The organism is Stenotrophomonas sp. 85239_Sma (genome assembly GCF_056481725.1).
On record NZ_CM151163.1, the window covers coordinates 1,737,290 to 1,757,063 of the forward strand.

20 protein-coding genes are annotated in these 19,774 nt (G+C 67.8%); 12 read left to right on the top strand and 8 right to left on the bottom strand.

The genetic code is table 11. The features are described 5' to 3' along the window. The first annotated feature begins 24 nt into the window (after positions 1 to 24). From pcnB to pgi, 7 genes are all read left to right on the top strand, one after another. Positions 25 to 1,404 carry a polynucleotide adenylyltransferase PcnB gene (gene pcnB / locus ACYKG1_RS08230; protein WP_262083952.1) on the top strand — a complete coding sequence of 460 codons (1,380 nt, stop codon included), beginning with the start codon at positions 25 to 27 and terminating at the stop codon, positions 1,402 to 1,404. A gap of 3 nt (positions 1,405 to 1,407) precedes the next feature. Further along, positions 1,408 to 1,893, top strand: a complete 486-nt coding sequence (gene folK, locus ACYKG1_RS08235; RefSeq protein WP_100471950.1) for a 2-amino-4-hydroxy-6-hydroxymethyldihydropteridine diphosphokinase — start codon at positions 1,408 to 1,410, stop codon at positions 1,891 to 1,893. A gap of 34 nt (positions 1,894 to 1,927) precedes the next feature. Next, positions 1,928 to 2,743, top strand: coding sequence for a 3-methyl-2-oxobutanoate hydroxymethyltransferase (gene panB / locus ACYKG1_RS08240; RefSeq protein WP_478472348.1), 816 nt, complete (start codon positions 1,928 to 1,930; stop codon positions 2,741 to 2,743). After that, the gene (gene panC, locus ACYKG1_RS08245) at positions 2,740 to 3,579 is read left to right on the top strand and encodes a pantoate--beta-alanine ligase (RefSeq protein ID WP_087922225.1); all 840 of its coding nucleotides are present in this window, start codon (positions 2,740 to 2,742) and stop codon (positions 3,577 to 3,579) included. Before panB ends, panC begins: the two co-directional genes overlap by 4 nt. 221 nt (positions 3,580 to 3,800) lie before the next feature. Continuing rightward, positions 3,801 to 4,016: a hypothetical protein gene (locus ACYKG1_RS08250; protein WP_478472350.1), complete on the top strand. Its 216-nt coding sequence runs from the start codon at positions 3,801 to 3,803 to the stop codon at positions 4,014 to 4,016. Between the two features lie 87 nt (positions 4,017 to 4,103). Further along, entirely contained in the window at positions 4,104 to 4,484 is a 381-nt protein-coding gene (gene panD, locus ACYKG1_RS08255) for an aspartate 1-decarboxylase (protein ID WP_006432456.1), read from the top strand. Further along, entirely contained in the window at positions 4,481 to 5,995 is a 1,515-nt protein-coding gene (pgi, locus tag ACYKG1_RS08260) for a glucose-6-phosphate isomerase (RefSeq protein ID WP_478472352.1), read from the top strand. Before panD ends, pgi begins: the two co-directional genes overlap by 4 nt. 35 nt (positions 5,996 to 6,030) lie before the next feature. On the opposite strand, the gene ACYKG1_RS08265 is transcribed toward pgi, so the two are convergent. Both ACYKG1_RS08265 and ACYKG1_RS08270 read right to left on the bottom strand, forming a co-directional pair. Continuing rightward, positions 6,031 to 6,600 (bottom strand): response regulator transcription factor, encoded by a 570-nt coding sequence (locus tag ACYKG1_RS08265; protein ID WP_478472353.1) that lies wholly within the window; start codon positions 6,598 to 6,600, stop codon positions 6,031 to 6,033. After that, a complete protein-coding gene (locus ACYKG1_RS08270; RefSeq protein ID WP_478472355.1) occupies positions 6,597 to 7,823 on the bottom strand; it encodes an ATP-binding protein in 1,227 nt (408 codons plus the stop codon). The genes ACYKG1_RS08265 and ACYKG1_RS08270 overlap by 4 nt, the downstream gene beginning before the upstream one ends. A gap of 114 nt (positions 7,824 to 7,937) precedes the next feature. Here ACYKG1_RS08270 and ispG point away from each other — a divergent pair, with 114 nt between their 5' ends. The 3 genes from ispG (at position 7,938) to ACYKG1_RS08285 (ending at position 10,782) form a co-directional block, all read left to right on the top strand. Then, positions 7,938 to 9,203: a flavodoxin-dependent (E)-4-hydroxy-3-methylbut-2-enyl-diphosphate synthase gene (ispG, locus tag ACYKG1_RS08275; RefSeq protein ID WP_087922229.1), complete on the top strand. Its 1,266-nt coding sequence runs from the start codon at positions 7,938 to 7,940 to the stop codon at positions 9,201 to 9,203. Then, the gene (locus ACYKG1_RS08280; RefSeq protein ID WP_100471956.1) at positions 9,184 to 9,933 is read left to right on the top strand and encodes a phosphatase PAP2 family protein; all 750 of its coding nucleotides are present in this window, start codon (positions 9,184 to 9,186) and stop codon (positions 9,931 to 9,933) included. Before ispG ends, ACYKG1_RS08280 begins: the two co-directional genes overlap by 20 nt. A 201-nt stretch (positions 9,934 to 10,134) precedes the next feature. Beyond that, positions 10,135 to 10,782, top strand: a complete 648-nt coding sequence (locus ACYKG1_RS08285) for a response regulator (RefSeq protein ID WP_005416124.1) — start codon at positions 10,135 to 10,137, stop codon at positions 10,780 to 10,782. 324 nt (positions 10,783 to 11,106) lie between these two features. On the opposite strand, the gene ACYKG1_RS08290 is transcribed toward ACYKG1_RS08285, so the two are convergent. The 5 genes from ACYKG1_RS08290 to zwf form a co-directional block, all read right to left on the bottom strand. Continuing rightward, positions 11,107 to 11,766 (bottom strand): bifunctional 4-hydroxy-2-oxoglutarate aldolase/2-dehydro-3-deoxy-phosphogluconate aldolase, encoded by a 660-nt coding sequence (locus tag ACYKG1_RS08290; RefSeq protein WP_262227035.1) that lies wholly within the window; start codon positions 11,764 to 11,766, stop codon positions 11,107 to 11,109. A 205-nt stretch (positions 11,767 to 11,971) separates the two neighbouring features. Next, on the bottom strand, positions 11,972 to 13,888 hold the full coding sequence (gene edd, locus ACYKG1_RS08295; protein WP_262083924.1) for a phosphogluconate dehydratase: 1,917 nt from the start codon (positions 13,886 to 13,888) through the stop codon (positions 11,972 to 11,974). 58 nt (positions 13,889 to 13,946) lie between these two features. Beyond that, the gene (gene pgl, locus ACYKG1_RS08300) at positions 13,947 to 14,672 is read right to left on the bottom strand and encodes a 6-phosphogluconolactonase (RefSeq protein WP_100471959.1); all 726 of its coding nucleotides are present in this window, start codon (positions 14,670 to 14,672) and stop codon (positions 13,947 to 13,949) included. Then, on the bottom strand, positions 14,669 to 15,676 hold the full coding sequence (glk, locus tag ACYKG1_RS08305; RefSeq protein WP_100471960.1) for a glucokinase: 1,008 nt from the start codon (positions 15,674 to 15,676) through the stop codon (positions 14,669 to 14,671). Before glk ends, pgl begins: the two co-directional genes overlap by 4 nt. Continuing rightward, positions 15,673 to 17,109 (bottom strand): glucose-6-phosphate dehydrogenase, encoded by a 1,437-nt coding sequence (gene zwf / locus ACYKG1_RS08310; RefSeq protein ID WP_049423530.1) that lies wholly within the window; start codon positions 17,107 to 17,109, stop codon positions 15,673 to 15,675. Before zwf ends, glk begins: the two co-directional genes overlap by 4 nt. Positions 17,110 to 17,461: 352 nt before the next feature. On the opposite strand from zwf, the gene ACYKG1_RS08315 reads away from it, so the two are divergent. Next, on the top strand, positions 17,462 to 18,544 hold the full coding sequence (locus tag ACYKG1_RS08315) for an ABC transporter ATP-binding protein (RefSeq protein ID WP_100471961.1): 1,083 nt from the start codon (positions 17,462 to 17,464) through the stop codon (positions 18,542 to 18,544). A 119-nt stretch (positions 18,545 to 18,663) separates the two neighbouring features. On the opposite strand, the gene ygfZ is transcribed toward ACYKG1_RS08315, so the two are convergent. Further along, a complete protein-coding gene (gene ygfZ, locus ACYKG1_RS08320) occupies positions 18,664 to 19,539 on the bottom strand; it encodes a CAF17-like 4Fe-4S cluster assembly/insertion protein YgfZ (RefSeq protein WP_478472357.1) in 876 nt (291 codons plus the stop codon). A gap of 39 nt (positions 19,540 to 19,578) precedes the next feature. Here ygfZ and ACYKG1_RS08325 point away from each other — a divergent pair, with 39 nt between their 5' ends. Further along, positions 19,579 to 19,749: a DUF1674 domain-containing protein gene (locus ACYKG1_RS08325; protein WP_005409075.1), complete on the top strand. Its 171-nt coding sequence runs from the start codon at positions 19,579 to 19,581 to the stop codon at positions 19,747 to 19,749. Positions 19,750 to 19,774 lie beyond the last annotated feature (25 nt).

Consider the following 19,774-nt stretch of genomic DNA (forward strand, 5'->3'; position numbering starts at 1 on the left):
GCTAGTATATGCACCTCGATGCCATTGGGCAATCCCGAAACTTCAACCGGAAGCGCCAACATCATTTCCTCTGCTACATCACCGTTCAGCCTGCGCGTCATCCCGCGCGACCAGCACACGATCTCCCGCAAGGACATCAGCCCTAACGCCCTGCGCGTGCTTTATCGCCTGCGCGATGCCGGCTTCGGCGCCTACCTTGTCGGCGGCGCGGTGCGTGATCTGCTGGTCAATGGCCAACCCAAGGATTTCGACGTGGCCACCGACGCCACGCCCGAGCAGGTCAAGCAGCTGTTCCGCAACTGCCGCCTGATCGGCCGCCGGTTCCGCCTCGCCCACGTTGTCTTCGGCCGCGAGGTCATCGAAGTCGCCACCTTCCGTGCCAACAGCGATGACGGCAGCGGCGACCGCGAGATGGAAAACGGCATGCTCGTGCGCGACAACGTGTACGGCACCATCGAAGACGACGCCATCCGCCGCGACTTCACCTGCAACGCCCTGTACTACGCCATCGAGGACTTCTCGGTGCGCGACTACACCGGTGGCTTCGAGGACGTGCAGGCGCGCCTGATGAAGCTGATCGGTGATCCCGAGCAGCGTTACCGCGAGGATCCGGTGCGCATGCTGCGTGCGGTGCGCCTGGCGGCCAAGCTTGGCTTCCAGATCGAAGAGGGCACCGCCGCGCCGATCCCGCATCTGGCCGGCCTGCTCAACGAAGCTGCGCCGGCACGCCTGTTCGAGGAAGTGCTCAAGCTGTTCCTGTCCGGGCACGGCGTGGCCAGCTTCGAAGGCCTGGAGCGCTACGGCCTGCTCGACGTCCTGTTCCCGGAAAGTGCCAGGGCGCTGAAGGCCAACCGCACCGGCGCGTTGCGCCGCATGCTGGTCGAGGGCCTGGCCAATACCGATGCGCGGGTGGCCAACGACGAACCGGTCTCGCCGGCGTTCCTGTTCGCGCTGCTGCTGTGGCCGGCGTTCTGCCGCGCTCAGGCGACCCTGCTCAAGCAGGGCGTGGCACCGGAAGAAGCGCAGCGCCGCGCCGCCGACCGCGTCACCGTGCAGCAGCTCAGCACCATCGCGCTGCCGCGCCGCTTCTCGCTGCCGATGCAGGAAATCTGGCTGCTGCAGTCGCGCTTCAGTTCGCGCCAGCGCAAGCGCGTGTTCCGCACCCTGACCCATCCGCGCTTCCGCGCCGCGTTCGATTTCCTCAGCCTGCGCCAGGTGGCCTCGTCCGAACACGCCGCCGATGTCGAGTTCTGGCGCGAAGCGCAGGCACAGTCCGGTCGCGAGCTGGAGTCGTCGCTGGATGCGATGCACGGCGAAGATGGCGAAGACGAGAGCGGGGCACCGCGCAAGCGCCGCCGCCGCCGCCGTCGCCCGGGTGCCCCGGCCGGTGCAACGGGCGAGTAAGCAATGACCCTTGCCTGGATCGGCCTCGGCGCCAACCTCGGCGACGCGGCCGCCACCGTCGGCGCGGCGATTGCCGCGCTCGACGGCCTGCCTTCGACCCGTCTGCACCAGGCGTCGCGCCTGTATGCCACGCCGGCCTGGGGCAATGAAGACCAGCCGCCGTTCGTCAACGCGGTGGCATCGGTCGAAACCACCTTGCAGGCCGATGAGCTGTTGCAGGCCATGCTGGCGCTGGAGCAGCGCTTCGGCCGCGTGCGCGATCCGGCGGTGCACTGGGGCCCGCGCGCGCTGGACCTGGACCTGTTGCTGTATGGCACGCAGGAACTTGACCAGCCCGGGCTGCGGGTGCCGCATCCGTACCTGCACGAGCGTGCCTTCGTGCTGGTGCCGCTGGCTGAAATCGCGCCGGAACTGACAATTCCTGGCCATGGACGCGTGCAGGATGCAGTGATGCGGGTCGATGCCTGCGGGATCGCGCCGATAGGGTGATAATGCCCGGGTTATCTCCCCCGGTTATCAGCACATGAGCACCCACGCAGACAGCAAGCCCTGGACCGTTCCCGCCCTGGCCGAGGCCAAGCGCAATGGCCAGAAGCTGGTCATGTTGACCGCCTACGACGCCGGCTTCGCCCGCACCTTCGATGCCAACGGCGTCGACCTGATCCTGATCGGCGATTCGCTGGGCATGGTGGTGCAGGGCCATGATTCGACCCTGCCGGTGACCGTGGCCGACATGGTCTACCACACCCGCGCCGTGGCCCGCGTGCTGCAGCGTGCGCTGCTGGTGGCCGACCTGCCGTTCGGCGCCGATGCCACCCCGGAGCGCGCGCTGGATGCCTCGCTGCAGCTGCTGCAGGCCGGTGCCGAGATGGTCAAGATCGAAGGTGCCGGCTTCAAGGTCGACATCATCCGCTACCTGGTCGAGCGCGAGATTCCTGTCTGCGCGCATCTGGGCCTGACCCCGCAATCGGTGCTGCGCCTGGGGGGCTTCAAGATCCAGGGCCGTGGCGATGCCGCGCGCCAGCTGGTGGTGGACGCCAGGGCCGTGGCCGCCGCCGGCGCCAGCATCATGGTGCTCGAATGCGTGCCGACCCCGGTCGCCGCCGAAGTGACCGCCGCGGTCGATGTGCCGACCATCGGCATCGGTGCCGGCCCGCAGTGCGATGGCCAGGTGCTGGTGCTGCATGATTTCCTGGGCCTGGACAGCGGCCATCGCCGTCCCAAGTTCGTCAAGGATTTCCTTGCCGAAGGCGGTTCGGTGGCCGGTGCCACCCGCGCCTATGCCGACGCGGTGCGCGACGGCAGCTTCCCCGACGAACAGCACGCCTACGCCCAATGATCCAGACCTTCAACGAGCTCGGCGCACTGCGCGAGCAGATCGCCCAGTGGAAGCGCGAGGGCCTGCGCGTGGCGCTGGTGCCGACCATGGGCAACCTGCATGGGGGTCACCATTCGCTGGTGACCCTGGCCCGCCAGTACGCCGACAAGGTGGTGGCGAGCATCTTCGTCAACCCCACCCAGTTCGGCCCCAACGAGGATTTCAGCCGCTACCCGCGTACGCCCGAGGCCGACGTGGCCGGGCTGGAGCAGGTCGGCTGCGATGCCGTGTGGCTGCCCAGCGTGGAGGCGATGTATCCGCTGGGCGTGGACAGGACCACGCGCATGCACGCGCCGGGTGTCAGTGAAGTGCTGGAAGGCGCCAGCCGTCCGGGTCACTTCGATGGCGTGTGCACGGTGGTGGCGCGCCTGTTCCTGCAGGTGCAGCCGGACGTGGCCGTATTCGGCCGCAAGGACTACCAGCAGCTTGCCGTGATCAAGCAGATGGTGGCCGAGCTGTCGTTCCCGATCCAGATCGTCGGTGCGGAGATCGTGCGGGACGAGGATGGCCTGGCCAAGAGTTCGCGCAACCAGTACCTGAGCGCCGAACAGCGCCCGGTCGCGACCACCATCCACCGCACGCTGCTGGGCATGCGCGAGGGCTACGTCGCCGGGCAGGCGCGCGAGCGCATCGAGGCCGATGCCACCGCTGCGCTGCAGGCCGCTGGTTTCCAGGTCGACTATGCCGTGCTGCGCACGCCGGAACTGGCCGAGCCGACCTTCGACGGCGGTGGCCGCGTGGCGCTGATTGCCGCGCGCCTGGGCACCACCCGCCTGATCGACAACCTGGAGTTCTGAGCCGCATGCGGCTCCGGGGCGCCCGCAATGGGCGCCTCTCACCATCCCACGGACGGGAGACTGGACATGGTGCCCTCCGCCACTGACGCCGCCCGCCTTGCCCAGGCGTCGGTCTGCAATGCCATTGCCGTGCTGTTGCCGATGGCGCTGATCCTGCAGTCTCAGCAGCGCCTGCGCCGGGTCGGTTTCGTCCTTGTGGGTTCGGCCTGGGCGGGCTGGCCATGGCGGCCTGCACCTGGCCGGGTGACGACGGCGGCCCGCTGCTGCAGCGCCTGCGCTACGTCGACACTTTCGATGTGATCAGCTACGGCCTGTCAGTGCTGGCCGCAGGCGGTTTCGGTGCGGTGGCCGGCTGGGCGTTCCATGCGGTGTTCCGCCTGTCGTTGGCAGGTACCGCTGGCCCAGCGCCGCCGGTGCTGCCGGGCGCACGCGCCTGAACGGCCTTCAGCGTCCTGCTGCAGCCCCCTGATGACGGCCAAGCGGGTGCTAGAATCCGCTCTTTCCTTTGCCGTTGCAGCGCCCCCATGCACCTGTCCCTGCTCAAGACCAAGATCCACCGCGCCACCGTCACCCATTCCGAGCTGAACTACGAAGGCTCGATCGCCATCGATGACAACCTGCTGGCTGCCACCGGCATCCGCGAGTTCGAGCAGGTGCACATCTGGGACGTGACCAACGGTGCGCGATTCTCGACCTACGCCATCCGCGCCGAAGCCGGCAGCGGTGTTGTCTCGCTCAACGGTGGCGCCGCGCGCCACGTGCAGGTCGGTGACATCATCATCATCGCCGCGTTCGCCAGCATGACCGAGCAGGAAGCTGACAGCTTCAAGCCGAAGCTGGTGTACGTTGATGGCAACAACCAGATCACCCACACCAACGACACGATCCCGACCCAGGCCGCATGACAACGAACAACGGATTCGACTCGCTGCATTCCCACGCCCAGCGCCTGAAGGGCGCAAGCATTCCCAGCCTGCTCGCCGCCGAACCCGGCCGCGTCCAAGGCCTGGCGCTGCGGGTCGGTCCGTTGTATGTCAATTTCGCCCGGCAGAAATACGATGCCGCGGCGTTGCAGGCGTTGCTGGCGCTGGCTGCCGAGCGTGACGTCGGCGGTGCGATCATGCGCCTGTTCCGCGGCGAGCAGGTCAATCTGACCGAAGGCCGCGCCGCGCTGCATACCGCGCTGCGTGGCGACGTGGTGGACGCACCGGTGGCGGCCGAGGCCTATGCAACCGCGCGCGAAATCCGCCAGCGCATGGGCGTGCTGGTGCGCGCGCTGGAAGACAGTGGCGTGACCGATGTGGTCAGCGTCGGCATCGGTGGTTCCGACCTCGGCCCGCGCCTGGTCGCCGATGCGCTGCGTCCGGTCACCGGTGCACGCCTGCGCGTGCATTTCGTGTCGAACGTGGACGGCGCCGCCATGCAGCGCACGCTGGCCACGCTGGATCCGACGAAGACGGCCGGTATCCTGATTTCCAAGACCTTCGGTACCCAGGAAACCCTGCTCAACGGCCAGATCCTGCACGATTGGCTGGGCGGCAGCGAGCGCCTGTACGCGGTCAGTGCCAATCCGGAACGCGCCGGCAAGGCCTTCGCGATTGCCGCCGATCGCGTACTGCCGATGTGGGACTGGGTCGGCGGTCGTTATTCGTTGTGGTCGGCGGTCGGTTTCCCGATCGCGCTGGCGATCGGCTTCGAGCATTTTGAACAACTGCTGGAAGGCGCGGCGCAGATGGATGCGCACGCGCTGGATGCGCCGCTGGAGCGCAACCTGCCGGTACTGCATGGCCTGACCGACATCTGGAACCGCAACCTGCTGGGCCATGCCACGCACGCGGTGATGACCTACGACCAGCGCCTGGCGCTGCTGCCGGCCTACCTGCAGCAGCTGGTGATGGAGAGCCTGGGCAAGCGCGTGCAGCGCGATGGCCAGCCGGTCACCACCGACACCGTGCCGGTGTGGTGGGGCGGGGCGGGCACCGACGTGCAGCACAGCTTCTTCCAGGCGCTGCACCAGGGCACCAGCATCGTTCCGGCCGACTTCATCGGCTGCGTGCACAACGACGATCCCTACACCGTCAATCACCAGGCGCTGCTGGCCAACCTGCTGGCGCAGACCGAGGCGCTGGCCAATGGCCAGAGCAGCGATGATCCGCACCGTGATTACCCCGGCGGCCGCCCGAGCACGCTGATCCTGCTCGACGCGCTGACCCCGCAGGCGCTGGGTGCGCTGATCGCCATGTACGAACACGCCGTGTACGTGCAGTCGGTGATCTGGAACATCAACGCGTTCGACCAGTTCGGTGTCGAGCTCGGCAAGCAGCTGGCCAGTGGCCTGCTGCCGGCGCTGCAGGGCGAGGATGTGGCGATTGCAGATCCGATGACCCGCGAGATCCTGGCGCAGCTGAAGGGCTGAGGTTCTGGTGCCGGCCAGCGGCCGGCACTACCGCGTCACCGGCTCGGGTCGCGCTCCGGGCTCGGCCGCTTGGCCAGCTTGCGTTGCAGCGAACGTCGGTGCATGCCGAGCAGGCGCGCCGCCGCCGAGACATTGCCGCCGGTCTCGTGCATCGCCTGCTGGATGTGTTCCCACTGCAGGCGGCTGATCGGCGTCATCGCATCGGGTACTTCCATTTCACTATCTTCTGCCGGGCCGTCATCCTCTTCGCCCAGTGCGCGCAGGATCATCGGCACGGTAGCTGGCTTGGGCAGGTAGTCGTCGGCCCCGAGCTTGATCGCCTCCACTGCGGTGGCGATGCTGGCGTATCCGGTCACCAGCAGGATGCGCATGTCCGCGCGCAGCGCGCGCAACGGCTGGATCAGGGCCAGGCCGGAATCGCTGCCCAGTTTCAGGTCGATCAGCGCGAAGGCCGGCGGATGCTGCCGGGCCAGTGCCAGTGCGCTGGCGGCATCCTGTGCGGTCTGCGTTTCAAGCCCCTTGCGGGCCAGGCTGCGTTGCAGGGTGCGCAGGTACAGCTCGTCGTCGTCGACCAGCAGGCCCAGGGTGGAGTGGTGAAGGCTCATGGGGTGTCCTCGCGTGGGGCCAGCGGCAGGCGGAAGCCGACGCGGCTGCCGGCCCCTTGGGCCGGGCGCATCCACATCTCGCCGTCGAGGCGTTCGATGGTGGCATGGGACAGGGCCAGGCCGACGCCCATGCCCTCGCTCTTGCTGCTGCCGAACAGCCTGCCCGGCAGCACCGCGGCACGGGCGTCGAAGCCGTGGCCGTAGTCGCGGACTTCGCCGATCAGGTCGTCGCCTTCGATGCGCAGGTCCAGGTCCACGCGCGGCCGGCCGGCCTGTTCGCCGGCATCGGCGGCATTGTTGAGCAGGACCATCAGCAGATGGCCCACGCCCGGGTCCAGTGGCAGCCGCAACGGTGCATCGTCGTTGCGATGCAGGTCGATGGTCGGCCGCACCAATCGCCATTGCTCCAGTACCTGCTGGGCGCTGGAGTGGCTGCGCCCCGGGGAGTCGGCCGAGGCCGGTGCGGCCAGCGCCAGCACACGCTCGCGGCACTGCACCAGCAGCTCGCGCAGGGTTTCCATGTCCTCGCGCACCTCCGGCTCTTCGCTGCGCTCGGCCACATCGTCGGCCAGCAGGGTCATGGTCGCCAGCGGTGTGTTCAGTTCATGCGCCACCGAGGCAGCATGGGTAGCCAGCGCGACGATGCCCTCGTTGCGGGCGAAGCGCTCGCGCAGTGCCGACAGTTCCAGTTCGCGCTCGCGCAGGGCAAGCGCCAGCCGGGTGGAGAAGGCCAGTACGACCGCAGCGGAAATCAGGAAGTTGGCGACCACACCCCAGCGGTTGAGGTCCCGCGCGCGGAAATAGCCGTCCGGCAGTGGCTGCCCGAAGATGCCGCTGGCGGCGTAGCCGAGCAGGCAGGCCAGCGCGACCGCCAGCGCCCAGCGCAGGGGCAGGGCGAACGCGGCCAGCGCGATCAGGATCAGGAACAGCGAGCTGAACGGGTTGGCCATGCCGCCGCTCCAGCCGACCATCCAGGTCAGGATGATCACGTCCACCAGGATGTGGCCGAACGCGGTCAGCGGCGCGGTGTCGGCCGCTTCCGGACGCAACTGGGTATAGATGTTGAACAGGGCCAGCACCGCCACGCCGGCCCATAGCGGCAGCTGCGGCAACGGCAGGCCCAGCACCCAGGTGGCAACCAGGATGGTGGCGGCCTGGCCGCCTACGGCAAGCCAGCGCAGGCTGCACAGGGTACGGAGAAACGGGGCGTCGGGACCGGTCATTCACGCTCATCGTATGCGTTCACGGGCGGGTGTGCCTGCGACAATCGGCCGCAGCCGTGCCGCCGGCTGAATGCGAGTCACCCGGAATGCGGGGGCGGGCGGTAGAATGCGCCCATGCACGACGCCGTCACCCGCCCGACTCCTCCCTCCGATGCCACCTCCTGGCCCCGCCGCCAGACCCATGCCGTGCAGATCGGCGGGGTCACCGTAGGCGGAGGCAAGCCGGTGGTGGTGCAGTCGATGACCAACACCGACACGTCCGACGTGGCCTCCAGCGTGAAGCAGGTGGCCGAGCTGTGGCGGGCCGGTTCGGAAATGGTGCGCTTGACCGTCAACACCGTGGAAGCCGCTGCAGCGATCCCGCGCATCGTCGACAAGCTGGCGATGATGGGCATCGACGTGCCGCTGATCGGCGACTTCCATTACAACGGCCACCAGCTGCTGACCGCCGAACCGGCGTGTGCCGAGGCGCTGGCCAAGTACCGCATCAACCCGGGCAACGTCGGTTTCGGCAAGAAGAAGGACCTGCAGTTCGCCCAGTTGATCGAGTTCGCGATCCGCTACAACAAGCCGGTGCGCATCGGTGCCAACTGGGGTTCACTGGACCAGGCCCTGGCAGCGAAGCTGATGGACGAGAACAACCTGCGCGAGCAGCCCTGGGATGCCGGTCGCGTGCTGCGCGAGGCGCTGATCCGCTCGGCGCTGGATTCGGCCGAGCAGGCGGTGGAGCTCGGCCTGCCGCGTGATCGTATCGTGCTGTCGGCCAAGGTCAGTGGCGTGCAGGAGCTGATCGCGGTGTACCGTGACCTGGCCCAGCGTTCCGACTTTGCCCTGCACCTGGGCCTGACCGAGGCCGGTATCGGCAGCAAGGGCATCGTTGCCTCGTCGGCAGCACTGAGCGTGCTGCTGCAGGAAGGCATCGGTGACACCATCCGCATCTCGCTGACCCCGGAACCGGGCCAGTCGCGCACGCAGGAAGTGATCGTCGCCCAGGAACTGCTGCAGACCACCGGCCAGCGCGCCTTCACGCCGCTGGTCACGGCCTGTCCGGGGTGCGGCCGCACTACCTCCGAGTTCTTCCAGGAACTGGCCAAGGTGGTGCAGAACCACGTGCGCGAGAAGATGCCGCTGTGGAAGATCCACCACCCGGGTGCGGAAAACATGACCCTGGCGGTGATGGGCTGCATCGTCAACGGGCCGGGTGAGTCGCGGCACGCCAACATCGGTATTTCGTTGCCGGGCACCGGCGAAACCCCGGCTGCGCCCGTGTTCGTCGATGGCGAGAAGAAGGTGACCCTGCGTGGCGAGAACATCGCCCAGGAGTTCGTCGCCCTGATCGACGATTACGTCGAACACAAATATGTCCGAAGCGCCGGATAAGCCCGCGATCCTCGCTGCGCCGGAGTCCGCTTCCGGTTTCCGCCACTGGATGGCCCTCAATGCCTGGCGCCTGGTGCTGCTGTTCGGTGGCGTGCTGCTGCCGTTGGCCGGTTTCGTCGCCCTGGCCGACGAGGTGCACGAGTTTGAATCGTTCCATTTCGATGCGCCGCTGCTGTGGCAGATGCATGGCCTGCATTCGCCCCTGTTGGACCGCTTCTTCGTGCTCATTTCCAAACTGGGCTACGAATGGTTCCTGATTCCGGCCGATGTGCTGATCATTGGCGTGCTGCTGGGCTACCGGCGTTGGCGCGAGGCCACGTTCGTGGCGGTCAGCTTCGTCGGCTCGGCGTTGCTGAACATGGGCAGCAAGCAGTTCTTCCAGCGCCAGCGCCCCAGCCTGTGGGAGTCGATCGCGCCGGAGTCGACGTTCAGCTTTCCCAGCGGCCACGCGATGGGTTCGATGACCCTGGCCGTGACCCTGGTCCTGCTGGCCTGGAACACCCGCTGGCGCTGGCCGGTGCTGCTGCTGGCGCCCTCGTTCAGCCTGCTGGTCAGCGTCTCACGGGTCTATCTGGGCGTGCATTATCCCTCCGACATCCTGGCCGGATGGTGTGCCGCGCTGGTTTGGGTGGTAGGGTGCTATCTGGTCATGTTCAGTCGCCGGCATCCTTGGCGACGTCATGATTCGCCGCCAGCGACGGCCAGCGAAGCATCATCACAGGGGGATTGACGTGGATGACCCCTCCGGGGCGTCTACGTAATAGTTCAGTTGTTTCGTTGCAGCAGGTTCTGCAAGACAGGGGGCAAGCACAACGCGCGGTACTGTGATGCGCAAGGCAGAATGCCTGCGTCGCATCTCGAACGCGCTTGCAGGGGTACCGGCGCCCTGCCTAGCTTGACCTGCAATGGCCGCATTCGAAGAGGTACGTGAATGACGATTCGAGTCTACCTGGTGGATGACCACGCACTGGTCCGCACGGGGATGAAGATGATCCTGTCGGGGGAGACCGACATCGAGGTGGTGGGCGAAGCCGAGACCGGCGAAGATGCGCTGCGCGACGTCCGCCAGCTGCTGCCGGACGTGGTGCTGTGCGACCTGCACCTGCCCGGCGTGAGCGGCATGGAAGTGACCGAGCGCATCGTCCGCAGTCACCGCAACACCCGCGTGGTGATCGTGTCGGTGTTGGAAGACGGGCCGCTGCCGAAGCGGTTGCTTGAAGCGGGGGCTGCCGGCTACATCGGCAAGGGCTGTGATGCACAGGAGCTGCTGCGCGCGGTGCGCGACGTGGCCATGGGCCGGCGCTACCTGGGCACCAGCATCGCGCAGAACCTGGCCTTGTCGACGGTGGAAGGCAACGGTTCGCCGTTCGACAGCCTGTCGCCGCGCGAGCTGGAAGTGGCGTTGCTGCTGACCCAGGGCCTGCGCCAGGAGGACATCGCCCGGCGCCTGAGCCTGAGCGCGAAGACGGTGAACACGCACAAGGCGCGGCTGTTCGAGAAGATGGGGATCCACGACAACATCGCGCTGGCACGCATGGCCAGCCAGTACGGACTGGTGGATCCGGCGCGGCCGCTGTAAGGGGTTCGGCCAACGGCTGAGCCCCCCGCGGTGTGCGGCAGGATTCGTGGGGTTGGCCCTGCGGAGGGATTGCGCAGGGGACGCCGTGAATCCATCCCTGGAGGCTCGGGCGCGCCATCCATGGCGCTTACGCCCCTGCGCAATCCCTCCGCAGGGCCACGGACAGGTTCCGTGCGTCCACCGCGGAATGAAGAAGGAAGAGCAGGAGCGGGTCGCGCGCTGTGCGCGCTCATAGCCTGGGATCGGATCCCTTTCCCTGCGGGAAAGGGCTCTGACCCCGTGTCGCGGAGCCGAGCATGGGCTCGGCTCTACACCTGCATCGGCTCAGTGGCCGCGCACGCGCTTGATGATCTTGGCGGCGTCGGCGGCGCTGGCGCGCACCTTGTCCCATTCGCCGTTGGCGATCCAGTTGCCCGGCACCATCCACGAACCGCCGATGCAGACCACGTTCTTCTGCTCGAGGTACTCGGCGGCGGTGTTTTCGGTGATGCCGCCGGTCGGGCACAGCTTGAGGTCGGCGATCGGGCCGGCCAGTCCCTTGATCATCGCCAGGCCACCCACGGCCGTGGCCGGGAACAGCTTGCAGACGCGGAAGCCGCGCGCATACAGCGACAGCAGCTCGGTCGGCGTGGCCGCGCCCGGCACCACGGGCAGCGGGGCGGCGGCCAGCGCATCGGCCAGCGCCGGCGGCGTACCCGGAGTCACCAGGAAGTCCGCACCCGCATCGATGGACTGCTGCATCTGCTCCACGGTCAGCACCGTGCCCGCGCCCACCACCACATCCGGCAGCTCGCGCTTGAGCATCGCCAGCGCTTCCATCGCCACCGGCGTACGCAGCGTCAGCTCGATGGCCGGCAGGCCACCTTCCAGCAGCGCCGCACTGACCGCACGCGCCTGGTCCAGCGTATGAATCGTCACCACCGGCAGGATGCCCGCCGCACGCAACAGCTCCGCCGCCTTCACCTGATGTTGTTCGATACCCATGCTTTTGCCCTTGCCTTTGCTCTTCTTGATTCAGTGGCCGCAGCGCAAATGACGCGCCGGGAATTGTCCAAGGGCAGTAGAGCGCCCTGGCCGGGACCGTGAGCGGCATGGATGCCGCGATCGAGCCCCCATGGATGGGTTTACGGCGTGTCCCGGCCAGGGCGCTCTACTGCCCAAGCCGGGAAGCCTGCCGCGGCTTTTCGCTTCAGGCGTCCTTCGCCTCATGCGGCGCCGCCGCCGCAGCGGCATCGTGCCCCAGCTCATACTCCGCGTCGTACTCCCACGGCCCGCCATCGGCCGCCGCAGGCCCGCACGAAATCGAAATCGCACCCTGGTCGGCCGGGCCCACCACGCGACGGTTGATCGCGAACAGGTTGCGGCCCAGGTCATGCGCGGCAGGCGCGGTGTTCGGCGCCAGCGGGCGTGCGGCCCATTCGGCCGCGTCCACCAGCACTTGCAGCGTACCGGCCTCGCCATCAAGGCGGATCATGTCGCCCTCGCGGACCTTGGCCAGCGGACCGCCGCGCGCCGCTTCCGGCGTCACATGGATCGCTGCCGGAATCTTGCCCGAGGCACCGGACAGGCGACCGTCGGTGACCAGCGCCACGCGCCGGCCCTGGTTCTGCAGCAGGCCCAGCAGCGGCGCCAGCGAATGCAGTTCCGGCATGCCGTTCGCGCGCGGGCCCTGGTAACGCACCACCGCCACGAAATGCTCGGGCAGCAGCCCACCGGCGTGCAGCTTGTTCAGCACCTGCGGTGCATCGACGACCACCGCCGGTGCTTCGATCGTGCGGTATTGCGGCTTCACCGCCGACAGCTTGATCAGCGACTTGCCCAGGTTGCCGCGCAGCAGTCGCAGGCCGCCCTGGTGCTCGAACGGATTGTCGACGCCGCGCACCACCTCGTCATCGGCGCTGCGTTCCAGGCCGGGCAGGTAGACCAGCTGGCCGTCGCGCAGCTGCGGTTCGCGTGCGTAGTCGGCCATGCCGCCGCGCGCCACGCTGACCAGATCGCCGTGCATCAGGCCGGCCCTGATCAGCTCGCCGAACACGAAGGCCGGGCCGCCGGCGGCCGCGAAACGATTCACGTCGGCGTCGCCGTTCGGATAGACGCGGGCCAGCAGCGGAACCAGCTGCGACAGTTCGTCGAAGTCGTCCCAGGTCAGCACGATGCCGGCCGCACGCGCCACCGCGATCCAGTGGATGGTGTGGTTGGTCGAACCGCCGGTAGCCATCAGCGCGATGACCGCGTTGATGATCGCGCGCTCGTCGATGATCCGGCCCAGCGGGCGGAAGTCGTCGCCGAGTGCCGTGATGTCCAGCGCACGTTCGGTCGCTTCGCGGGTCAGGGCGTCGCGCAACGGCGTGCCCGGATTGACGAACGATGCGCCAGGCAACTGCACGCCCATTGCTTCCAGCAGTACCTGGTTGGAATTGGCGGTGCCATAGAAGGTGCAGGTGCCGGCGCCGTGGTACGAGGCGGACTCGGCTTCCAGCAGTTCCTCGCGGGTGGCTTCGCCGGCAGCGTAGCGCTCGCGCACTTCGGCTTTCTGCTTGTTCGGGATGCCCGGGGTCATCGGACCGGCCGGCACGAACACCGCCGGCAGATGGCCGAAGGCCAGCGCACCGATCAGCAGGCCCGGCACGATCTTGTCGCACACGCCGAGGTAGACGGTGGTGTCGAACATGTCATGGCTGAGGCCGATCGCGGTGGCCTGGGCAATCACATCGCGCGAGAACAGTGACAGTTCCATGCCGCCGCGGCCCTGGGTGACGCCGTCGCACATCGCGGGTACGCCGCCGGCCACCTGTGCCGTAGCACCGAGCTCACGGGCGATCTCGCGGATCTGCTCGGGATAGGTCTCGAACGGCTGATGCGCCGACAGCATGTCGTTGTAGGCGGTGATGATGCCGAGATTCGGCGTCACGCCGCCGCGCAGGCGGCTCTTGTCGGTGCCGCCGCAGGCGGCGAATCCGTGGGCGAGGTTGCCGCAGCTCAGGCGGCTGCGGAACGGGCCCTCACGCAGGGAGGCGTCGATCGCGGCCAGGTAAGCGGCGCGCGAAGCGGCGCTGCGGCGGATGACGCGCTCAGTGATGGCTTGCAGTTGCGGATGGAGGCTCATTGGCTACCGGCGTTCGAGGTGGCGAGAGGCAAGCGGCGGCACGGCGCCGCCGCCAACATCAATCAGCCCAGTGGACGCGCAGGCGCGCGCCGTCCAGGTTGATCGCATTGAGGATCGGGTACTGCTGGGCATCGTTGCTGTCCAGCGCCTGGCGCAGCACCTGCAGCTTCTGCTTGCCGCGCAGCAGCAGCAGGCGCTGGCGGCACTGGCGCAGGCCGTGCGGGGTCAGGGTGATGCGCAGCGGCCACTGGTTCGCACCCGGGCAGCCGGTGGCATCCAGCGCCGCGTAGGGCAGGGTGCTTTCCAGTGCGCGGGCCAGGTCCTTCGAGCCCGGGAACAGCGAGGCGGTGTGGCCGTCGTTGCCCATGCCCAGTGCCACCAGGCTCGGCGGCTGGCTGTGCTGCGCCTGCAGGTTGGCGGTGTACACGCATTCGGGCAGGGGCTTGCCGATGCGCACCAGCGGATCGAAATGCGCACCCTCGGCGCGCTTGAGCAGGTGCTCGCGTACCAGCCAGGCGTTGCTGTCGCGATCCTGCGGCGACAGCCAGCGCTCATCGGCCAGGCTCACTTCCACGCGGTCCCAGTGCACGTCCAGTTCGGCCAGCGCCTGGTAGACCGGTGCCGGCGTGGTGCCGCCAGACAACAGGATGCGGGCGCGGCCCACTTCGTTGATGTCGTGGTTGAGGGTCTGCGCCATCTCGGCGGCCACCGCCTCGATCCAGCCATCGGCATCGCCGTGCTGGATGAACTCGATGCGGTCGTCGTGGAAAGTGGTGGGGCTCATGCGGCAACTCCTGGTGCGTCACGTTCGGCGTCGGCGGCATAGGCGGCGGCGCCCAGCAATCCAGCGTGGGGATGCATCACCGCCAACGATGGCACGCGCGCCATGATCGAAGAGAAGCGGCCCTTGTGTTCGAAGCGCTGGCGGAAACCGGAGTGCTGCAGCGAATCGAGCATCTTCGGGGTCAGTCCGCCGGTCAGGAACACGCCGTCCCAGGCGCCCTGGGTCAGCACCAGGTCACCGGCGATCGCGCCGAACACAGCGCAGAACACGTCGACGGTGCGCATCGCCTGCGGGTCGCCATGCAGTGCTCGGGCAGTCACGTCCACCGGCTGCAGCTGGCCCGGGTCGATACCGGCCATTTCGCATACCGCACGATGGATGTTGACCAGGCCGGGGCCGCAGATCAGGCGCTCGTTGGAAACGCGACCGAACTGCTCGGACAGGATCTCCAGGATGCGGATCTCCTCCGGGGTCCCCGGCGGGAAGCTGACATGGCCGCCCTCTGTTTCCAGCGGATAGCAGCGGCCGTGACGCAGGATCAGGCCACCGACACCCAGGCCGGTACCGGGGCCGATCACCGCGTAGTTGCGCGGCTGGCCCGGCTTGCCCGGGACCCAGGCGGCACCACCGACCTGGACCACGTCCTCGGGCTGCAGCAGTGAAATGGCCATCGCCTGTGCGGCGAAGTCGTTGATCAGGTGCAGTTCGTCGAAACCGAGCATGGCGGCGGTGCGGCTGCGCGAGATCACCCACGGATGGTTGGTGATGCGAGCTTCGTCACCATCCACGCGACCGGCCACTGCGAACACGCCGCGGCTGGCCGTGGCGCCGATCTGTTCCAGATGGTGGCGCGCGGCATCACCCAGCGACGGGAACTCCGCCACCGCGTACTCACGGATGCTGTCCTTCTGCAGTGGCGCGTCCTGGGAGGTGTCGGCCAGGGCGAAGCGGGCGTTGGTGCCACCGATGTCGGCGACCAGCACCGGCTGCGAGCTGGCACTCATGCCGACGCTCCGCTGTCCGGCGCATCCACGCCCTGCGGCAGGAACTCGCCCGCGTTGGCCGGACCCCACTGGCCAGCGGGGTAGGGCTCCAGCGGCAGCTTGGCGTCCTTCCAGGCGTCGGCGACGCTGTCGATCCACGCCCAGGCGGCACGCACTTCGTCGTCGCGCACGAACAGCGTGTGGTTGCCGTTGAAGGCATCCAGGAACAGGCGTTCGTAGGCGATGCGGCGGTGCAGGCCGGTCGGCACCGACAGTTCCAGTTCCAGCGGGTGCAGTTCCAGCGCGCCCCATTCCGGGCCGGCCAGGCTGCTCATCAAGCCCAGTTCGATGTTTTCCTGCGGCTGCAGCTGGAACACCAGGCGGTTCGGTGCGGCCTGCGCGCGCTGCGGGCGTTCGAACAGCCAGTGGGTGACCGGCTTCAGCGTGACCACCACGCGGGTGGTGCGTTCGGGCAGGCGCTTGCCGGTCACCAGGTGGAACGGCACGCCGCTCCAGCGCCAGTTGTCGATGTGCGCGGTGACACCGGCGAAGGTTTCCACGTCGCTGCCTTCCGGCGGCTGGTAGGCCTGCGCGGGCTGGCCATTGATGGTGCCAGCGGTGTAGCGGCCACGGATGCTGTCACGCGCGGCGTGCTTGGCATCGAGCGGGCGCAGGGCGCGCAGCACCTTGACCTTCTCGTCGCGGATGCGATCGGCTTCCAGCGAGGCCGGCGGTTCCATCGCCACCATGCACAGCAGCTGCAGGATGTGGCTCTGCACCATGTCGCGCAGCGCGCCGGAGCGGGCGTAATAGGCATCGCGGCCATCCACGCCTTCGCTTTCGGCCACCAGGATGTGCACCGATTCGATGTAATTGCGGTTCCACACCGCTTCCAGCAGCGTGTTGCCGAAGCGCAGCGCGATCAGGTTCTGCACCGCTGCCTTGCCCAGGTAATGGTCGAGGCGGAACACGCGGTCCTCGTCGATCCACTGGCCGATGGTGCTGATGATTTCCTCGGCGCTCTCGCTGTCGCTGCCGATCGGCTTTTCCAGCATCAGGCGTGCCGGTGCGGCGAGGGCGCCGCCCTTGGCCAGGCCTTCGCAGGTGGAGATGTATAGGCCCGGCGGAATGGCCAGGTAGCTGACGCACTTGCGGTGCACCAGGTCGGCGACCGCGGCGGCCACCGAGTCGACGTCGCGCAGGTCCACCGAACGGTAGTCGATGCGGCGCAGCAGGGCGCCGATGTCTTCCTGCGTGGCCATCGGCATGGCCTGTTGCAGTCGCGGCCGCAGGATGTCATGGAAGGCTTCGGTGTCATGCCCGGACAGGGCCAGCGCGCGGATGCGGAAATCCTCCGGCAGCAGGCCGTCGCCAAGCAGGCGAAGCAGCGAAGGGAACAGGTAGCGCTGGGCCAGATCACCTGTGGCACCGAACAGGAAGAGGGTGTCGTGCATCGCTCGAGTTTCAGATCCGGGTGACATCGTTGTCAATCGCTTCATGGCTGGGTTCGGGGGACATCCGCGCAACTGCCTGTCCGAGGTTCGTCAGGGGCGTTTTCCGGGGTGCCGGAAGACGGTTCCATTCGAAACCACTGCCTCGGCGGAACCTTCGTTCAACCGCCGACGCAGATCGGTGCGCACCGATCATCGGATAGTGCCACGTGAAAACGTTTACATGGCAGAATGGGCAACTGTATTCGATTGCAGTGCTCGCCGTCATGCGGCAGGCGCGCAATCATCACTGCCATCGGGAGGGCCGAGGCAGTCCCAAAAGACAGCCCGGCTTCGGGCGGACCGGATAGGTGATATGGCAAAAGTGCAGTTGCAGGGTGTGCGCAAGGTCTATGACAACGGCCAGGTCGCGGTGAAGGACGCCAGCTTCGAAGTCGCCGATGGCGAACTGATGGTGCTGGTCGGTCCATCCGGCTGTGGCAAGTCGACCCTGCTGCGGATGGTGGCTGGCCTGGAGGAGATCAGCGGCGGCACGCTGACCATCGGTGATCGCGTGGTCAACGACGTGGCGCCGAAGGATCGCGACATCGCGATGGTGTTCCAGAGCTACGCGCTGTACCCGCACATGACCGTGGCCGAGAACCTGGCCTTCGGGTTGAAGCTGCGTGGTCATGACAAGGCGACCATCGACAGGCGCATCGCTGAGGCGGCGCAGACGCTGGGCCTGACCGAGATGATGGACAAGCTGCCCAAGGCGATGTCCGGCGGCCAGCGCCAGCGTGTTGCGCTGGGCCGCGCACTGGTGCGCGAGCCGGCGGTGTTCCTGCTGGACGAGCCGCTGTCCAACCTCGACGCCAAGCTGCGCCACAGCGTGCGCACCGAGATCGCGCAGCTGCACCGCAAGCTCGGCACCACCATGATCTACGTGACGCACGACCAGGTCGAAGCGATGACCCTGGGCCAGCGCATCGTGGTGCTGAAGGATGGCGTCATCCAGCAGATCGATACGCCGATGGCGCTGTACGACCGCCCGGCCAACCTGTTCGTGGCCGGCTTCCTCGGCAGCCCGGCGATGAACGTGCTGCGCGGCACGCTGCAGGGCGATGCTGGTGGCGTGACCGTGGTCGACGGCGAGTGGCGTGCACCGCTGGGCCAGGCCAAGATCGATCCGGCGTGGCTGCAGAAGCCGATCGCGGTGGGTGTGCGCCCGGAACACCTGCAGCCGGCGGGCGCCGATGACGCGCACGCGTTCGTCGCACGCATCGAAGGCATCGAGCCGGTCGGCAACGAGATCTTCGTCAACCTGAGCAGTGGCCAGCACGCGCTGACCATGCGCGTGGCGCCGCAGGCGCTGCCCGCGGTGGGCCAGGACATCCGCGTGGCGATCCAGCCGCAGGGCCTGCATTTCTTCAACGCCGAGAGCGGCGTGCGCCTGTAACGGGTAGTGCCGGCCAGCGGCCGGCACTATCACTTCTTCGCCGGAGGCGTGCGGACCAACGGTCCGCCCCACCGGGTTCAGTTAGATCCACGCCATGCGTGGATGAGAACCCGACAGATTCAGCGCGCCAGCCCGTCCAGCAACGGCATGCGCTGCGCCACCGCATCACCCACCTGCAGATCAGCATCGCTGGCTTCCAGCGGCAGCACCGCCAGTGCCAGGTCACCGGCCACGCAGGCGATCGTGCCCAGCGCCGCGCCGTCCTGCTGGACGCGGTCGCCGGCCCGTGCCGGTGTGGCGGTATGCAGCAGCTGCACCGCACGCTTGGCTTTCCCGAGGAAGTGGGTGCGGGCGACGATTTCCTGGCCGGGATAGCAGCCCTTCTTCACGCTGTAGCCGTTCAGGCGGTCCAGGCCCAGCTGCTGCGGGGTCCACACTTCGCGCTGGCTTTCTTCCAGTCGCGGCAGGCCGTAGCGCAGGTCGGCCTGGCGCCAGGCCAGGGCGAAGGTGGCCTCATCGGCTTCGCTGCTGCCGGCGAAGGCGTCGGCACCACCAATGCACAGGGTGCGCGGCAGGGCATCGCAGCCCAGGTCCAGCTCCCAACCGTCACCTGCGGTCTGCGCAATCGCGGCGCCGCTGGCGGCCTCGGGTGCGGTGAACGCGCCGGCCACGGCCAGGTCGTTGCGCAGCAGTACCTTCACCTTGCGGCGGAACACGAAGCGCTGCAGTTGCGACGCAATTGCATCGGCGTCGCCGTCGGCCAGCACCAGCATCACATGGTCTTGCGCCAGCCGAAGCAGCTGGAACACCGCCAGGGTGCGGCCCTTGGCGCTCAGCCAGGCACTCCATTGCCAGTGCTGCGGGGGCAGGGCGGTGACATCGCTGCTGAACTGGGCGTGGGCGAAGACAGCCGCATCCGGGCCCTGCAGGCTCAGCAGCTGGTGGCCGGACAGGCGCGGATATCCGACGAAAGCAGGGGGCAGGTTGTCAGGCACGTGAACGAGGTCTAAAATTTGTGCGTTGCGAGACCGAACATGATAGGCCAAACAACCCCCACTCCCGACGACGAATCTGAAGCCCCGCTGGTCCCTGCGGCACCCGTGCCCGTGGAACAGGAAAAAGCAGAGGAATTCGGCGGCCGCGGCGGACTCGATCCGGTGCGGTATGGCGATTGGGAGAAAAACGGACGCTGCATCGATTTCTGATCAGCATTGAGCCAACGCGGCCACG

Coding starts and splice junctions, on each gene's coding strand:
- folK (WP_100471950.1), top strand. CDS start 1,408: ATGACCCTTGCCTGGATCGGCCTCGGCGCCAACCTCGGCGACGCGGCC.
- panB (WP_478472348.1), top strand. CDS start 1,928: ATGAGCACCCACGCAGACAGCAAGCCCTGGACCGTTCCCGCCCTGGCC.
- panC (WP_087922225.1), top strand. CDS start 2,740: ATGATCCAGACCTTCAACGAGCTCGGCGCACTGCGCGAGCAGATCGCC.
- ACYKG1_RS08250 (WP_478472350.1), top strand. CDS start 3,801: ATGGCGGCCTGCACCTGGCCGGGTGACGACGGCGGCCCGCTGCTGCAG.
- panD (WP_006432456.1), top strand. CDS start 4,104: ATGCACCTGTCCCTGCTCAAGACCAAGATCCACCGCGCCACCGTCACC.
- pgi (WP_478472352.1), top strand. CDS start 4,481: ATGACAACGAACAACGGATTCGACTCGCTGCATTCCCACGCCCAGCGC.
- ACYKG1_RS08265 (WP_478472353.1), bottom strand. CDS start 6,600: ATGAGCCTTCACCACTCCACCCTGGGCCTGCTGGTCGACGACGACGAG.
- ACYKG1_RS08270 (WP_478472355.1), bottom strand. CDS start 7,823: ATGACCGGTCCCGACGCCCCGTTTCTCCGTACCCTGTGCAGCCTGCGC.
- ispG (WP_087922229.1), top strand. CDS start 7,938: ATGCACGACGCCGTCACCCGCCCGACTCCTCCCTCCGATGCCACCTCC.
- ACYKG1_RS08280 (WP_100471956.1), top strand. CDS start 9,184: ATGTCCGAAGCGCCGGATAAGCCCGCGATCCTCGCTGCGCCGGAGTCC.
- ACYKG1_RS08285 (WP_005416124.1), top strand. CDS start 10,135: ATGACGATTCGAGTCTACCTGGTGGATGACCACGCACTGGTCCGCACG.
- ACYKG1_RS08290 (WP_262227035.1), bottom strand. CDS start 11,766: ATGGGTATCGAACAACATCAGGTGAAGGCGGCGGAGCTGTTGCGTGCG.
- edd (WP_262083924.1), bottom strand. CDS start 13,888: ATGAGCCTCCATCCGCAACTGCAAGCCATCACTGAGCGCGTCATCCGC.
- pgl (WP_100471959.1), bottom strand. CDS start 14,672: ATGAGCCCCACCACTTTCCACGACGACCGCATCGAGTTCATCCAGCAC.
- glk (WP_100471960.1), bottom strand. CDS start 15,676: ATGAGTGCCAGCTCGCAGCCGGTGCTGGTCGCCGACATCGGTGGCACC.
- zwf (WP_049423530.1), bottom strand. CDS start 17,109: ATGCACGACACCCTCTTCCTGTTCGGTGCCACAGGTGATCTGGCCCAG.
- ACYKG1_RS08315 (WP_100471961.1), top strand. CDS start 17,462: ATGGCAAAAGTGCAGTTGCAGGGTGTGCGCAAGGTCTATGACAACGGC.
- ACYKG1_RS08325 (WP_005409075.1), top strand. CDS start 19,579: ATGATAGGCCAAACAACCCCCACTCCCGACGACGAATCTGAAGCCCCG.